The 16,006-nt window shown below is 38.9% G+C and carries 13 protein-coding genes; all 13 read right to left on the reverse strand.

Translation table 11 applies throughout. The features are described from left to right. Positions 1–110: 110 nt before the first annotated feature. A complete protein-coding gene (locus GHD25_RS08900; RefSeq protein ID WP_164216035.1) occupies positions 111–704 on the reverse strand; it encodes a hypothetical protein in 594 nt (197 codons plus the stop codon). 43 nt (positions 705–747) lie between these two features. Then, a complete protein-coding gene (locus tag GHD25_RS08905) occupies positions 748–1,194 on the reverse strand; it encodes a DUF5085 family protein (protein WP_164216036.1) in 447 nt (148 codons plus the stop codon). Beyond that, positions 1,191–1,649: a hypothetical protein gene (locus GHD25_RS08910; RefSeq protein WP_164216037.1), complete on the reverse strand. Its 459-nt coding sequence runs from the start codon at positions 1,647–1,649 to the stop codon at positions 1,191–1,193. Before GHD25_RS08910 ends, GHD25_RS08905 begins: the two co-directional genes overlap by 4 nt. 1 nt (position 1,650) lies before the next feature. Next, positions 1,651–2,427 (reverse strand): MATE family efflux transporter, encoded by a 777-nt coding sequence (locus tag GHD25_RS08915; protein WP_164216038.1) that lies wholly within the window; start codon positions 2,425–2,427, stop codon positions 1,651–1,653. A gap of 27 nt (positions 2,428–2,454) precedes the next feature. Beyond that, complete coding sequence (locus GHD25_RS08920) at positions 2,455–3,873, reverse strand: T7SS effector LXG polymorphic toxin (RefSeq protein ID WP_164216039.1); 1,419 nt, start codon at positions 3,871–3,873, stop codon at positions 2,455–2,457. A gap of 234 nt (positions 3,874–4,107) precedes the next feature. Then, positions 4,108–4,413 (reverse strand): TIGR04197 family type VII secretion effector, encoded by a 306-nt coding sequence (locus tag GHD25_RS08925; protein WP_164216040.1) that lies wholly within the window; start codon positions 4,411–4,413, stop codon positions 4,108–4,110. 5 nt (positions 4,414–4,418) lie between these two features. After that, positions 4,419–4,835, reverse strand: a complete 417-nt coding sequence (locus GHD25_RS08930; RefSeq protein ID WP_164216041.1) for a YwqH-like family protein — start codon at positions 4,833–4,835, stop codon at positions 4,419–4,421. Positions 4,836–4,851: 16 nt separating this feature from the next. Next, on the reverse strand, positions 4,852–9,300 hold the full coding sequence (essC, locus tag GHD25_RS08935; protein ID WP_164216042.1) for a type VII secretion protein EssC: 4,449 nt from the start codon (positions 9,298–9,300) through the stop codon (positions 4,852–4,854). Positions 9,301–9,358: 58 nt separating this feature from the next. Then, a complete protein-coding gene (gene essB / locus GHD25_RS08940) occupies positions 9,359–10,678 on the reverse strand; it encodes a type VII secretion protein EssB (RefSeq protein ID WP_240452282.1) in 1,320 nt (439 codons plus the stop codon). A gap of 129 nt (positions 10,679–10,807) precedes the next feature. Further along, complete coding sequence (locus tag GHD25_RS08945) at positions 10,808–11,065, reverse strand: EsaB/YukD family protein (protein ID WP_164216043.1); 258 nt, start codon at positions 11,063–11,065, stop codon at positions 10,808–10,810. Positions 11,066–11,076: 11 nt separating this feature from the next. Further along, positions 11,077–11,580, reverse strand: a complete 504-nt coding sequence (gene essA, locus GHD25_RS08950; RefSeq protein WP_164216044.1) for a type VII secretion protein EssA — start codon at positions 11,578–11,580, stop codon at positions 11,077–11,079. Next, positions 11,555–15,199, reverse strand: a complete 3,645-nt coding sequence (gene esaA, locus GHD25_RS08955; RefSeq protein ID WP_164216045.1) for a type VII secretion protein EsaA — start codon at positions 15,197–15,199, stop codon at positions 11,555–11,557. The genes essA and esaA overlap by 26 nt, the downstream gene beginning before the upstream one ends. Before the next feature lie 264 nt (positions 15,200–15,463). Continuing rightward, on the reverse strand, positions 15,464–15,760 hold the full coding sequence (locus tag GHD25_RS08960; protein ID WP_164216046.1) for a WXG100 family type VII secretion target: 297 nt from the start codon (positions 15,758–15,760) through the stop codon (positions 15,464–15,466). Positions 15,761–16,006: the final 246 nt, after the last annotated feature.

Consider the following 16,006-nt stretch of genomic DNA (forward strand, 5'->3'; position numbering starts at 1 on the left):
TGTAATATTACCTGTAGGTATCGTAAGATAAGAATTGGATTTCAACAGTAATTTATATTTCTCACAAGAAAGGACAAAGAGTGATCCACCCGATGTCCTTTGTTTGGTCTTTATTCAACAATATCCATTTCGAAATTTGCCATTTCCATATGTACATTATCCATATCCAAAGTTGAAAAAAATGCTTCTTCCTCCGGCGTAATATCCAGTAAAAATGGTACTGAACTATCTGCTTCAATTACACCAAACTGGTCTTCCGGTAAATAAACCTTAACATCTTCAAAGATGTACTCTCCATCCTGGTTCCCAAAAGTTAAATCAAAAGATACATTTAGAATTCCGTCTTCCAACCGATTAATAGCAAGAAATATAATAGAAGTGCTTCCATCTTCAAATTCTGCAATATCAAAAGGATATAAACTAAAGTCGTTAGGAACACCCATTTGTGGGTCGGCCTCCACTGCCTCAGACAAAGCACTGTATACAGCATTATTTTCAACAGTCACGCCAGCTTCTTCATCCGCTTTCTGAAGTTGTAAATTCAAATCTTCCACCTCTCCAGCTGCACCTGATTCTTCTTCACTTGTTTCTGTATCTATATTCTCTTCCCTTTGCTCTCCGGTAGTATTATCCCCATCGGAATCACTGCATCCTGCAACAACTAAAGAGAATAATAATACAGATAGTAAAAATAATTTTTTCATAATAATTCTCTCCCTGTTGTCTTACACGCTACTATGTAAATTATTACTTTACTCCAACACTCATTTCCACATAATTTCTTCCTGAGTGACTGTTTTTAAATTCTACAAACATAGGTGTTTGCTGCTTTAATCTATTACGTTTTATGTAATTGATAATCTCCCAATACTTCACCTGTGACACTTCATCAAAATTATCCATTACACGAGTCATAACCATTGGTGAAACTAAAAAATAACTGCGAAAAAACATTTCTTCCTCTGTTTTGTTTATAAAATGATCTTCATCGATAGTTAAAAATATTTCTGCGGTCATAACTTCTTCAGTTGGATCGCTGATAATAGAAAAAAACATAGTTCCATTTGTATGGTAACCTTGTTCTTCAAGTATTGAATCAAAGTCTTTTATGGCAACATCAATTTCCTCGGGCAGAAAATTATAATATTTGGATACCACATTTCTATGAGCAATTTGGTGGTTGTTTATAATCATTTTTCTTCACTCCGATCCTGAATCGGAACATACAAATCAATGATAATATCTCCATACACCTCTAATAAAACCACAAAATATGTATCTTCAATTGGAATATCTTCAGTGGCAGCATAGTTCTTTATCTTTTGATATGCTGCATGAAAATCCACTTCCTGATCTGCTTGGCGCATAGCCAAGGCTTCTTCCACAATAAAACTTTCATGAAATTGAAAGTGGGTTTCATCTTTCAAGGTAACCCGATCATTAATCGGCAGGTAGTAGGTAAAGTGGCCAAATTTATCCTCATTTGTTTCAGAAGTTACCGAGAAGAAAATGGGACCGTTCTTGTAAATATCTTCAGCTAACGTAAAGTCTTCCATCACAAATAAACCTTCCTGCCAATCTGTTCGCAGCTGTTTTGTTTCATAGACTAATATGTTATTAAAAATAAGCGGTCGCACTTCAATGTTCATCTTATGCACCCTTTCTTCCCATGGGATTTAAGTCTCCGTTTTTGTTATAATTAAAACTGTCGAAACGGTGTTTACAGTAAAGTAAAACCAGTTGTTCAGGGAGAACAAAGAGCATCGCATAGAATAATAATGGCCCTATTATTAATAAGATAATAACATTTATATCGAATACATAACTGTTCCTCGCTATATACTGAATTACGAATACTACTGCTATCCCTCCAATGATCGCTATTGGTATATAAGATTTAGTTTCAAATTTTTCTCTTATTATATCTCTTTGAGATCCTTTTCGATATTTACCATTTCGTAATAGGATATAAAAACGTATAAAAGTTGCGATGAAGATTAAAACTCCAAGTAAAATCGTTATAAAAGTAAAAAATATAACCGATTCTATTGAAGTACTTAAACCAAGGCGATCAGAACTTATAAGAAATAAAGCGGCAATATAAAAAAATACACCGAACAGATTTTGAGAAACCATGATAGTAACCAAGTATTGAACCTTTTGATATTTCATGTATACAGCACGAATCGAAAAGATAATTGAAAACAAAATAAGTATGACTGTTATTATAAGATGTACGATAAAAATGATTTCCATATATGGATAATTTGATCTATCCGCAGCAACCACATATGTTAAAAAAAACATTAAACCTTGCAAGAAGACAGATAAAATTAACATTGAACCTAGCGAACCAGGACTCTGCCTTCCAGATTCGAAAGGTCCTCTTAATGCAGCAAAATCCGTTTCTGATAGTTTTTTAAACAAAATTTTGAAACCTCCTTTCTATATATTCTAACTAAACCAACCTTTTATTTTGTTAACAGCATCTTTAGCTCGATCCATTATTGATTTTCCGCCAAATTCCACATTCAATAGTGCATTTGCTCCTATTCCAGCAACAACACCTATTGCAGTTCCTACCCCAGGAATCGGAATAAAAGCAGTACCTGCAGCAGTAAAACCAGCCTGCACGGCACTACTAACAGTAACATCTACTGCAGTATTTGTTACAGCTCGGGAATGAGCTTCTTTCCCACTCAACCCATCAGCCTGTGCATCATGATAGTTCCCATAATAGCTTAAGCCAGCAGCCAATGGACCAAGTGCTTTAGTCGCTCCTTTTGCAAACCCGCTATTAGCTATACCTTTAACATCAACAGCATCCTTTAATCCCTGGCCTGAACCTTTTAATGTGGATTTTCCTACGTATTTGGCCTTATCTTTAAAAGACGCTTTGTCATTATAAGCTGTCATAGCAGGGTGTTTATTTATAACATCTCTTCCGGTTTTTGACCAGACTTGTGTTCCACTTTTTTTATCATAATAATTTAATGGAGCTTGACGATGGTTTCTATTTTGTTTTATTGCCTTTCTAGCATTGGAATCAGGTTTTACACCTAATGCCTTTAATGCATCCTCTGATGCATTAATACGATACATAACCTTTCCATTTTTTGTATACTTTGATACGCTTAATCCGCGATTTTTTGCTGCTTGATAAATAGCATAACTTGAGGTTAGACCTGTAACTGTTTCTTCACCCTTTTTAATCCCTTCAACAAAACCTTTTAGATCTAATACCTCTTTCCTTGCAGAGCCACTCTTATAATCAGTAAATCTAGCTTCTCCCTGTTCAGTACCTGCCGTACTTATTGTTCTTTCAATTCTCTGCAACAATTCCTGTGTTCTTGAAATTTGACCTTTCCCTTCTTTTGTAAAGTTTGATAAGTTACTTTCAAGGTCAATTATCACTTCTTCGGCTTCTCTTTTAGAACTGGTTACTGTATAAAGCTCTGGAGCAGTTGCACTACTTATATCTCTTACATTTTGAATAGTACGCTCAATGGATTGATGATAGCTGCTTAATTTAGTGTACTCTAAATCAACATCATTTTCTATTTCATTTAAATAATCACTTTCCACAATTGCACTAGTATTAGAATCCACACTTCCTTCAAATGCATTTAAATGATCCTTTAAATTAGCTTCAAGATCAATATACAATTCCTCTAAGCTATCAATTAATGAGCCATGTAATTCATTAAAATATCCTTTTGCATTTTTGGCAGCCTTACCTGAAAAAGAATTCATTGCATCTATTTGAGAGATACTAGATCGAATGGATTCCAAAGCCGAATAGACTCCATCGGCAGCACTCTTCACGTCATCGGAAAGAGTACGAACTTCTGATATATCAACTTTCATACCCATATTACATCCCCCACCCCTACGATCAATAAAAGTTAATTTATAATATTTTCATATACACTGGTAGTGATTGGCACATAAACTGAAACTACATTAGTAAACTCATTTCCCCATTGTTTTATAATGTCGGATTAATGACAGTCATATTTTGAAGTTATATAATGACAGGTATCATTTATAGCATTATAATCCAAACCATACCTTTAAGAAAAAATCCAGCAGAGCTATTCGTTTTTCTTAATTACGCAGTGGTTGTGGACCATGGCTAACGTAGTTATTCCTGTTTGCCAATTCTTCATCATTCTGCCTCATCTGTTCTCCGACATGTTCTAAAGTATTAATGTCCTCATTAAGTAATGTTTTATATTTATCAATTAATTCTGCAGCCTGAATGATATTTTCCAGATCATCAATAAACGGTGAAATATTGGTTTTATCAAAGGTTCGGCTCGTTTTAATACTGCTTTCCAAGTTGGAAGCTGAACTTCTTAGGTTATCAACATTTGAACGAAATACATCAAAATTTATTCCTACTTCCGGCATTAAATTCACCCACTTTCAGCATTTCTAATTTGTGCATCCAAAGAATTAAGCGTTGATTGAAGATTATTCAAACCAGCCGTGTATGCAGCTTTACTTTGTTCTGCCTGACTAATTTCTTCATCGATCGTACTTTTTGCATTCTTCGTATGTTGAACAAAATTTCCAACATGACCCTGATAAGTTGAATAGCGACCATTAAAATTGTTTTCATTTGTTCCTTTCCATCTACTGTTATTTATTGATAGATTATCAATGTTACTTTTACTCGTTTCCAGTTCAGTGATGGACGACTCTAAGTTATTGGAAGCTGTACGAAGCCTCGTAATTTTATCGGATAGTATGCTTATTTGCTCTCTGGAATTTTGCATCCCATTTAAAACAGTAGTCCTCTGCCTACGTAACAAACCTACATCCACACTCACTTTACCTCTCCCTCCCCTACTCCGGTATTTTAATCTTAATATGCTGATGATCCATGGCAAAATAACATTCAAACGGCGCCGGATATTTTTCCTGCCTCATAAATGGCTGTTTGAATATATCCTGATCACCCAGTCGCATACTTACTAAACCAACGGTAGCCTGGTTTCTGACATACTTTGGAATTTGTTCAAAGCTTTGCCCGATATAACTGTAATCTCCGCCAATAACAAAGTGGATTCCCACTCTGCCGGACTGTTCGATCAAAATGGTTATTTCATTATCTTCTAAATTGCTTCTTTCCGTGAAATCTTTTAAGTCAACGATCTGCACGACCCATTCTTCAGCAGCATCATTGCTTTCAAGGCGGTTATTGATTTCTGCAATCAAATTTTCCTTTACAGCAATTACCCCGTCATGATCGGATACATAAGCGTTCAGACCTTCTCCGATTTCTGCCAGTTTCTTCTCATTTGTATCAATCAGCATAGTCTTATAGGAGCCTGTAAGACCTGTCATATTCTTTGCCAATGACTGATTCATTTTTTCCAGGCCATCCCGTCTGTCACTTACAACCGTCAGATGCCCTTGCTCCTTTGGTTTAAATGCAATTGGTTCCACTTCCTCAAAATCCAGCCCAATTGGCAGCAATTTGTTTTCCAGCAGATCCTTTGTCCTTCTGCGCTGTCTGAAATTCTCAAAGTCGAGGACACCATCCGGCATCATCGGTATCTCCTCCGGACGCTCGCCTTCCCAATAAGCATCCATTTCTTTGGCCGTGTCCTGAATCGTATCAATGATTTCCAGCGATTCCGCTCCTTTTGTCGGGAGCATTGTCTGGAATAATGCCGGATCTTCCAGTTTCACGAGACCGCGCCCCGGGATTTCCTCAATTTCAATATCTGTTTTCCCGACAATGGCCCGCGCCTCTGTATCCTCAATTAAATACAGCGGCATTTGCGTCTTAATATTGGACAGAAGCGGCATTTTCATGGCACTTTGTCTGCCTGCGCTGATGGCCAGATATAATCCAACACCTGCACCTTCACGGGCGATTTGGGTGATCAGTTTTTCAAATTCATCGGAGAAGTCTGCATCGCGAACAGAGTCAAAGTTATCGATCACAATAAAGATATTCGGGATGACATCCCCGCTCGCTCTTTCGTACATCTCCATGTTGGCCACACCGTATTTACTCAATTTCTGTTTGCGTTCTTTAATCACGTTTGTCAAAATACGAATCAGCTTGCCGACTTTTTCCACATCATCCAACTGAATCGTATCCGCCACATGCGGGAAGTTTTTCAATGGCAGCAGTCCATTGGTACCGAAATCCAGCAAATATACATGCAAATGTTCGGGATTATGCTGCCGCACCAGATCCATGACCACTGTCTGCAGGAACGTGGATTTTCCGTACCCCGGGCTGGAAAAGACAGCCATATGGCCATCTTTTGTTAAATCCAGTTCCAATGGCGACTGTGATTGGAGTTCCGGCTGATCAAGCAGACCAATGGTAACTTTCATCGGTTTTTTCGGCTGCTCCCATTCTTCTTTATAATCAAGCGGATGTAAGTCTTCTGCAAAAACACGTTCAGGAAGCGGCGGCAGCCATGGTCTTGGCAGCTGCTCTATCTCCTGTTCTTTTGCGTAATCTGCAATATGGTTAATAACGGCATCAAGCTCTGTTGGTACTTTTTCAATTTCCTCTTTATTTTCCAGTCCGCTTAAATCCTCTGTTAAAATATCGTATTGACCCAAATCATTGATGGCATAGATCGTGGTGTCAATATATTCATGATCATCTTTATCAGGGACATAATCTGCGCCACTGAAAGCACTCTGGAAAAGCTCGTAAATTTCGTTGTTCCCGACCTGCAAGTAGGCCCGCCCCGGCAGGGTAATTTCTGCGGCATCCGGTGTTTTCAGGATTTCATTGGAATCTCCTTCATTTTGCACCTTTAATGCCAGCTTGAATTTCGAGTTGGACCAGATTTGGTCATCCACAACCCCGCTCGGCTTCTGTGTAGCCAGGATCAAATGAATCCCAAGGGAACGCCCAATACGCGCAGTGGAGACAAGTTCCTTCATAAAGTCCGGCTGCTCCGATTTCAGCTCGGCAAATTCATCGGAAATCAGGAACAGATGCGGCATCGCTTCACTGGCCTCACCTTGCTTGTAAAGCTTCTGATACTGATTAATATGGTTGACATTATGCTCGCCAAACAGGCGCTGTCTTTTCTGCAGCTCCGCTTTGATGGAGGCAAGCGCACGCATGGATTGAGCGGCATCCAGGTTGGTAATCGTTCCAACGAGATGCGGCATATTTCTAAACAGGTTCGCCATTCCCCCGCCTTTATAGTCGATCAGCAAAAAGGCGACTTCATGCGGGTGGAAGTTCACACCGAGTGAAATAATGTAGGATTGAATGATTTCTGATTTACCTGAACCTGTCGTACCCGCAACCAGCCCGTGGGGACCGTGTGCTTTTTCATGCAGGTTCAGCTGCACAACATCCTCTTTACCTCTCAAGCCAAGCGGAACAGCTAAGCTTTTATACGTCTCGTTGATTTTCCAGCGATGGCCGATCGCCAACTCTTCCACTTTTTCCACGCCATACATTTCCAAAAATGTCACGCTCTCCGGAATGGAGTTTTTCAGATTTTGCAAATGGTTAATTGGTGCCAGCGCACGGGACACTTCTTCTTTATTAAACCCTTTTGGAAAATGATCCAGGGTAAAGCGCCTGTTAACGAGTTCACTTTCCTCCAGAATAATGTTCCCGTGTTTGGCGTCGCGAATGTCAATTACCGTCTTGACATGTTCCGGAAGTGCATGCATAACGTCCTGTACAAAGACAAGCGATACACCGAATTCACTTGGGTCTTCATTGAAAAACTCCATAATCGTATGGTCGAGAATCATTTTTTCATCGGTAATCAATACAACGAAATGGGGTGAAAAATAGGTTTTTTCATTGGAGTTTTCCTTTTCTTCCAGAATTTGCTTTCGCTCTTTCAATATTTGATACATGGAATGCAGTACCTGATCTCTGGAACGCTCATGGTACACAAACCCCCGGACATTCACATCCCGGATGCTTGCATGTGGAAGCCAGCGCATCCAGTGCCATTGTTCTTTTTCTTCTTCAGGGAAAATCGTTATAAATTGCAAATCATGATAGCTGTGGAATAAAGAAAGCTGCATTACCAGTAATTGAAGCTGTTCGAGCACAAGCTTCCGGTGACCGATGTAGCCGACAGGTCCTTTCATTAACGAAGTAACCACCGGCACATTTTCAATTTCATCATGCTGATTCAATAGTTCACGTGCTTCATCCACAAGTTCATCTTTTTCCTGGGTGAACTCCTCTTCATTAAATTCAATTTCAAAGCTGGACTCCACTTTGCCAAGTCCTGCACGGAAATTTAAGAAGTCGTGATGAAACATCGTTTTTTCATAAATTCTTGCCTCGACATTTACTGCCATATCTCTGATTTCTTCCACATCCGGATAATGGTAATTTAATGCATGCCGCTGCTCTTCACTCGCCTCATACAGTTCCTTCGTTTTCCGCTGCAAATATTCTTTGTAGGTTTCTATCCTTCTTTTCGTATCACGCTTGTATTTCTTCACACTTTTAATATAGGAAGTGACGGAAAATATAATGGTAGTCACTGTAACGGCAAGCATAACGATGATGTATATACCTCTTGGCTGCACAAGGGAAATAAGCACAAGTGCAACAATCAGGACCAGTGGCGGCACAATAGTACGTGCCAGCTGCTCGCTCGGTTTGGAAGGTTTATTAGCCGGTTTTGCGATCTCCCGCTTATCCTCCGGCTCCCGGTAAATGATTCTCGGGGATCGATGATAATCGGGATAATCCCCTTGATAAGGGTGATCCACCTCAACCAGGGAAACTAATTTTGATTTTATATTTCTGTCGGATGACAATATTTGAATTTCTTTTTCTCCAATGATAAAAATGATCCCGTCGGAGAATAACTGATCGCCTGCTTCCACAGATGCATTTTCTGTTACCGGTGAGGAATTATGGTATATAACACCCTCCTGCACATTTAGTGAAAATACCGGTTCTTCCTGGTCTTTCACTAAGATAAAATCAGCATTAAATCCATCTATGGTAATGTCTGCATATTCGTCACTTCCGGCAGATATGGATTGAATTCCTGTTATATCATAAATTTTTCTATTCTCATCATTGACCAGGAAAAACTCCATCGTTTTCCCTGCAACAGGCTGCTGCCAATGGCCGTTCACCTTATTTTCCTCGATTTTACACACAGACCCATCCCAGTTCACCGTTAATGGCTGTTCCAATTCAGGAAAGGTGACATGATTGGTCCATTCCTTTCCGATTGTTATATCTCTTGGCTCATCATCGAGTAAATGGCATTTATGCAGTTGATTATTATAGGTTAGCAAGAGTGATTTTTGTGCCATCTTTTTCTTCCTTTCCTCATTTGCCGCGGGACAATTACTTTATATATTAACGTAAAGATCATTCGTCCTCTTCGTCATCATCCGTATTTTCTTCATCTTCATCCGAACTGTTTTCTTCCGCTTCCCCATCTTCAGAATCATTATCTATTTCTACACCGGCACTTCCCGGTTCATGTATATCCTCTGTACCTTCTTCATCGTCGGTAAGCTCATAGTCTTCCTGGTAACTCAGCAATTCATCCTGCAGTTCCTGCAAACGCTCATCACGTTCCGAACCAGTTAAATCAGGGTTGTTTCTGGCTTCTTCTATTTGCTGAATTAATCCATGCATAATAAGCTGGACATCATCTATGTACTTTGCTTTTTCCATGGCTTCCTCAAATTCTCCGCGTCCATTATAAATCCAATAAAGCAGATAATTGGTATCACTTCGCAGGCTCACATTCCTGAGGATGACTTCTTTATCCCTGTCCGGTAATCGTTCTACGTTAATGTAGGATTGGGCAAGAATATATTTGGTGCGAAACGGTAAATTCTCCGGATCTTCCCCCCGCAGGATAGAAATGACATCTCCATAATCATCGGATAAATACTGGCCATGGGCTTCAAGCAAATTATCCTGGTAAGGACTTTTCACAAACCCATAATAAGCAAGTGGAGCAGCGAGCAGTACGGATACAACAATCATAATGATGGCCAACTGCTTAAACAGCCTGAACCGTTTTAATGGTACGATGGACATCGTTTGTTCCGTTTTCTGTTGTTCTTTTATGTAACTCTCACGGAGAAATTCTTTTAATTGTGCAAGATCCTCCATATCCCGGATTTGACGCTGAAATTCGGTTTCTTCCACATTTCTTAACGAACCATTATACAGTTGGTCAAAGGTGTATTTCTTTGAAAAAAGTGCGATAATCATGCATTTAAACTGCTTTAAAAAGACAGCTTCATCTATCTTTAATGGAGGCACTAAATTTCTCATCCCCCGGTATGTAATAATAGGCATTAAGTTTTCATCAAATACGATTAAGTCCGGATGTAGAGAGAAGGTAATTCTTGTAGATAGGAATCGTTCCAGTTTCGCCGTATTATTAAGTAATCGAAGCTTTTCATTGGTAGGAAGCTTACGGATATTTTCCCAGTTTTTCCAATGCGCCTCCACAGAAAAATTAAAAAGGTATGCATCCTCTTTTTCTTCTATCTGGAGAGGAGCAAAGTAATCGGAGACTTCCTTCAGCAAATTCATTTGCTTCATATCTCTTACATTCGTTTGTGACTTTGGCATGGTTAAAAGCCAATTATTCTCATCTTTTTTAAAATGAAGTGTTACATCTTCAATTTCTATCGTTTTATCCTGCATGGCTGTTGACTCCTTCATTTGAAAACTTCTTATTAAATAACAATTGATTCACGTATACAGCCAAGGGAATTCCATTCTTGGCTGTATACGTGAATCTCCATCAGCAGAATAATCTGCTGATGGAAGACTCCGAACACGTGATAACTTCTATAATATGTGAAGCACATCCCCATCTGTGACAGGATAATCGGTTAAGTAGTCATCGTCTGAGATTAACAGATTCTTTGTTATTACCTTGATCACAAATTTGGAGTTGGAACTGTAATCCACTCTTAATGTGTCCATCACATATTGAAGCAGCTGCTTTACCGTCAGCTGAACGGGAATACGTAAATCGTACTGCATTCCATTTGGGATGCGTTTGCTGAAATCTACGGTTACATTAATATGCGTATTCTGTGACATCTATCATTCTCCTAATCAAACATGGACCGCATCATGAAATAAAGACCGCCAAATAACAGAAGTCCCAGGCCGGAAAAAACAGTGAGAAGTATGTTGTTTAAACCGCTGTTCGAGGAAGTTTCCTCCTGTGCCTGCGATCCTCCCGAGGCAACCGCTGTGTAGCCTTCCGTAAACAATGAATCCTTTACATCCTCCACAGTAGAATTGGCCTCGAAGTTGGCAGAAAAGATGGATTCCTTCAATTCTTCCATCGACTCCTGATTTTCCCGCTCTGTATCTTCTATCTTCGCTTTTACATCTTCTGTAAATAAAGCGGGGAAAGTTCTTTCCAGCTCTGTTTCACGAAGTTCAGTCTGCTCGTCGTTTCCGCCCATGATTCGGTCAACTTTAAATTGCAGCTCTCCCCGTTTTTCTGTATCAGCCATCGCTGATACCGGCAAGAACACCAGTACCAGCAGACTGGCAATAAATAGAAGTATAGATTTGAATTTAGCTAGCTTCTTCTGAACCTTCATTTTCCAGGTCCCCTTTTTCCTCTCTAGTCAGGACAAATAAGTTTGCTAATGCACCTATTACAATAATACCTGCAATGACAAGCATGGCAAGGAGGTAATTCGCATTACCCTGCACAGCCTGCAGCAGAAGGCTTTCCACATATTGTAATGGGGAATATGCCCTCAAGTAATCCAATCCGGCAATACCGGTACCAAAAGCATTCGTTAAGAACAGATACATACTCATGACAATCAGCAGTACAAACATACCAATCATTTTCACTTGTCTCAGCAGATACGTTGCCACCAGCAGCATGCCGATGATGAGCGCAGTGATGAGTATTGTCCATAGCACCATGCTGCCTTCACCTATTTGCAGCAGATAGCTGGAAATGACCCCAATGGCTATACCTTCCAATGCTCCAATACCAGCTGTAATAATGGTAATTGGTGTGTTTGCACCCATTAATGACTTCTGATGGGCAAACTGGTCTTCTTCCTTGCGCTTCTGGTGAAGTGTTGAAATCACATAGGCAGTAAACAGCACAACAATAAAGATGGTAAGAACCAGGAAGTATGGTGTGAAATTATCACCGGATGTAATTGTTCCCTGATTACTTGTTTGTACAGGATTCGACAGGAAATTGTATAAATTTTCATTTTGTCTCTCTCCAACGCGGCTGTTTGCAAGCACGTTAGAGAAGTTCTCCGCAAATTCCTGATCCTCAAACATTTTTTCTGTCATTTCCGTGGATAACTGATCAGCCTGTGTTACCAGATCAGCACCACTCTGTTCAATGTTATCGGCCTGCCCATCAATCGTATCCAATGTCTGATAAACAGATTCCGCACTGCTCAGATTACCCTGCGCTTGCTCTGCGATGGACTGACTTTCTGAGAGAAGCGGCTGGAATTCGTTGTTCAATGTCATGATTGCCTGCTGCTCGCCCATATCGTTTTCTTGTACTACGCCGTGCTGGTCAAGAAGATTCATGCTTTGTTCGCGCCAGTTGGCTACGTTATTGAGTGTTTCTTCTAAACTGCTATTTAGCAATAGTGCTTGTTGAGAGGTTTGATTGATTTTTTCCGCTAAATTATTCGCATTTTCTTCTGCTGATGTTGCAAAATCTAAATATGAATTAATTTCTTCGTATATCAGATATAGTGCGTTTTCAGTATCCTCAGTTACGGCCTGTTTAACCGCGGACATAATCTCCTGTATAGGTACTTCTAATCCCTCTCTATCTTCAAGCATTAAAAACAAAGGTAGTGATCCAGTAACATTTTTTTCTAAATCTAGGTCTTCCGGCAGTTCACTTTGCAAATCTACACCAAAATACATCTCATAAAGAGGTAACAACTTTTGATATCCACTTACTTTTCCAATTACTGCATTCATAAGCATTTGTGTTGCTTGATCATACACTGGTTCCAATACTGGGCGATGAATATAGTTATCAGTAATCTTGACCTTTTCAATGACGGTTTCTTCTAATTCAACATCAGTGTTTCCGTCATTATGTTCCCCTTTTAGATCTGTAGTTTCAGCACCATCATCCTCATTTGAAGTCGATTCGTTTTTTTCATTTTCCGGAGAACTCTGCTCTTTCTCAACATCATCAGTTGCGTGATTCTTACTTTCTCCTTCATCATCATTAGGATTTGAGTTCCGATGTTCATTCTCATTATTGGAAGAACTATTTTCATTTTCATCTGTATCATCTATATTGTCCTTTTCAAAGTCTACAGATGGATCTGACTCATCTTCTTTGTCTGATTGCTCTAAACTCACATTCGCGACTAATGGTGTATTCATCCTGACAGTTTCAAATTCATTATATTCGATAGAATTAGCAGAAACATTTGGGGCATTAGTCTGCTCAAATTGATCTTCATCAAGGATATTTTCGTCTTCCTCAAAAGCTGTTATTTTCCATTCCCACGGAATAGGCTGAAACAGATTTATTGTCTCATTAGAACCCTTCATTTTAACAGTAAGAGAAACGTCCATTTGACCAGCTTCTATATTATTTGGGAACTTCCAGGTCAACTCTTTATCTTCAACAGGCTCTGGAGTACCATTCGGTAAACTGAAGTCTATACTTTGATACTCAAAGTTTTCCGGTAATGATTGGATACTAAAATAGACTTCATCTTTTTGAATGTCTGGCAATATGACGCTATCAGTCATAGTAATCTCATTATCCACAAAATGCTTATTTATGGCACGAATGTCTTCCTCTAGGATATGTTCTTTAGATGGTGGTCTAATAGACTCGTCATCCTCAACAAAATCATTCAAATATTCTTCTGTCACTCTAATTACGTTTTTCGCTTCCAATTCTTGTTGATTAGACAAACCTAATTTGTCTATAGCCGTCTTACTAATCGACGGCAGTTGATTAATCTGACCTTTGATTTGTTCATGAATACTTTTGTCTAAATTTGTATGTTGCTTAAACAATTCTAAATGGTTTTTATATAAATCCTCATATCTCTCACGCAATAATTTCAAATCATTATGAGTGTCTTTCATATATTCGTTCAGACCATCAACATCATCAATAAGTCTATCTATAAATAAATCATTCAAATATTCTTCAACATTTTCTGCCACTCCATCCTCAAAATAATTATTCAGATCATTTTTTACTCCATTTACTCTCTCAATCTCTATCTGAAAATCATTTCTTAAACTGTTCGTATCAGTGACAATATTTGATCCTTCTTCTAAATTTTGATTTTGATCCAATTGCATTCCTATATAACTGTTTGCATTCTGCAAATTCTCAAGCTGCTCTTCTACATCATCAGTTTTCAAAGAGTTATCAAACTGCAGCAAAGCATCACTAAAACTCAATAACTCATTAACATTTCCTTCTTTAGTGGAAGTAAAATCATCGAGACCGGAAAGATAGTTTTGGCTTTGATCAGCGCCTTCTGCCAGCCTGTCTTCAAAACCTTCCATTAAGTCTTCCAATCCGCCAAAGCTGTCTCTGGATGCTTGTGTATTATCTTTTATCAGTCCGAATTGATTTGTATAATTGGAAAGTGGATTATTGATGTCATTATTATAAGTAGATGTATGCTGCGTTTGTTTGTCGACGATTTCTCCTATATTATCCTGTGCATCCTGAAGATTCCCTATAATACTGGCAAAATATACATCTATAATTCTGCGGTTAAATTCATTCAATATGGTACTGGCAGTTCTTTCTGCTTCTGCTCTTATATACTCATCATCTGACGCGTTGATTTGATAATTTAGAACGACTTGCTCTGGGGATTCAGAATCAATGGATAAAGCTTTTTCCGAAAAATCATTCGGGATGACTATCATCATATCGTATGTATTTCGGTCCAGTCCGCTTTCAGCCACCCCGCGGCTGACAACAAACCAATTATGCTCATCATTACTGTCCAGACTTCTGACGAAAGCCTCGCCAAAGGTTAATTCACTCCCATTAAAAACCGCACCTTCGTCCTCATTAACAAGGGCAATAGACATGGACTGTACATCCTCGGAATTCACTTCGGACGTAGTACTTGCCTCCTGGTTTAATGAAAGATAAGGCAGTCCTGTGGCTAATACCAGAATTAACACTAAAAATAAAAGCCACCGCTTATCTAAACTCTTCATTCTTTTCACTCCTGCCAGCAAAGTATGATGTTTTGAGAAAATATTAGCATGGGCAAAAACCCTTAAACCTGATCGATATGTAGGTATAAATCCTCATTTTAAAGCCAAAGTAATAGATTGCTGGAAGGTGTTTAAAACCGTCCGCAAAATCTATGAAAAATATACTTTGTATTTGTAAGTACACTGAGCCACACAACATTTGTCGTGCAGCTCATGTCTGGGAAAATAAAGCAAATCACTTTACTTTCCGCTATTTTACAATTATTATCTAAGCCCGAAGTTTTGGGATAAAGCTTGGTCTTGTTGTGCAACCGCCTCAGCAGTTTTAGTTAACTGCTGTTCGATTTCCATCATTAGCTGAGAAAAGTCCTGTACTTTTGGCTTCAATTCTCTAAACTGATCATCGAAACGTTCAAATGCGCGACCTTCCCACTCACCGCGGAGTTCTTCCTGAAGATTTGTTAAGTCTCTTAAAATCTGATCAATTTGCTGTGAACTTTGCCCATAACGTTTTGCTTTTGCCTGTAGCTGATCAGGCGTCATCCGAATTTGTCCTGCCATAAGTTCCCATCTCCCTTATTAAATTTTTTCCAAGGTAAAAAGCATGACAATTTATTTACATTTTTACCTGCTCACTAAATAGATTAGTATTCCAGTAATATCCTGTCAATGAACTATATAAAGAATGTGAAAAATTGATTATTAAGTCCCAAGTGACGTAAATCACACCGGCTTTTAAAGTCAATTTTTTAGGTAAATAGACCCAGCATACTTTAAGGTCTTTATGCTCACGTGATTACTAAAAGT

Origin of the sequence: Virgibacillus aidingensis (assembly GCF_010994035.1) — a bacterium.
In the GTDB taxonomy this organism is placed as follows: domain Bacteria; phylum Bacillota; class Bacilli; order Bacillales; family Amphibacillaceae; genus Virgibacillus_N.

Coding starts and splice junctions, on each gene's coding strand:
- GHD25_RS08925 (WP_164216040.1), bottom strand. CDS start 4,413: ATGCCGGAAGTAGGAATAAATTTTGATGTATTTCGTTCAAATGTTGAT.
- GHD25_RS08945 (WP_164216043.1), bottom strand. CDS start 11,065: ATGTCACAGAATACGCATATTAATGTAACCGTAGATTTCAGCAAACGC.
- GHD25_RS08920 (WP_164216039.1), bottom strand. CDS start 3,873: ATGGGTATGAAAGTTGATATATCAGAAGTTCGTACTCTTTCCGATGAC.
- GHD25_RS08900 (WP_164216035.1), bottom strand. CDS start 704: ATGAAAAAATTATTTTTACTATCTGTATTATTATTCTCTTTAGTTGTT.
- essA (WP_164216044.1), bottom strand. CDS start 11,580: ATGAAGGTTCAGAAGAAGCTAGCTAAATTCAAATCTATACTTCTATTT.
- GHD25_RS08905 (WP_164216036.1), bottom strand. CDS start 1,194: ATGATTATAAACAACCACCAAATTGCTCATAGAAATGTGGTATCCAAA.
- essB (WP_240452282.1), bottom strand. CDS start 10,678: ATGAAGGAGTCAACAGCCATGCAGGATAAAACGATAGAAATTGAAGAT.
- esaA (WP_164216045.1), bottom strand. CDS start 15,199: ATGAAGAGTTTAGATAAGCGGTGGCTTTTATTTTTAGTGTTAATTCTG.
- essC (WP_164216042.1), bottom strand. CDS start 9,300: ATGGCACAAAAATCACTCTTGCTAACCTATAATAATCAACTGCATAAA.
- GHD25_RS08910 (WP_164216037.1), bottom strand. CDS start 1,649: ATGAACATTGAAGTGCGACCGCTTATTTTTAATAACATATTAGTCTAT.
- GHD25_RS08960 (WP_164216046.1), bottom strand. CDS start 15,760: ATGGCAGGACAAATTCGGATGACGCCTGATCAGCTACAGGCAAAAGCA.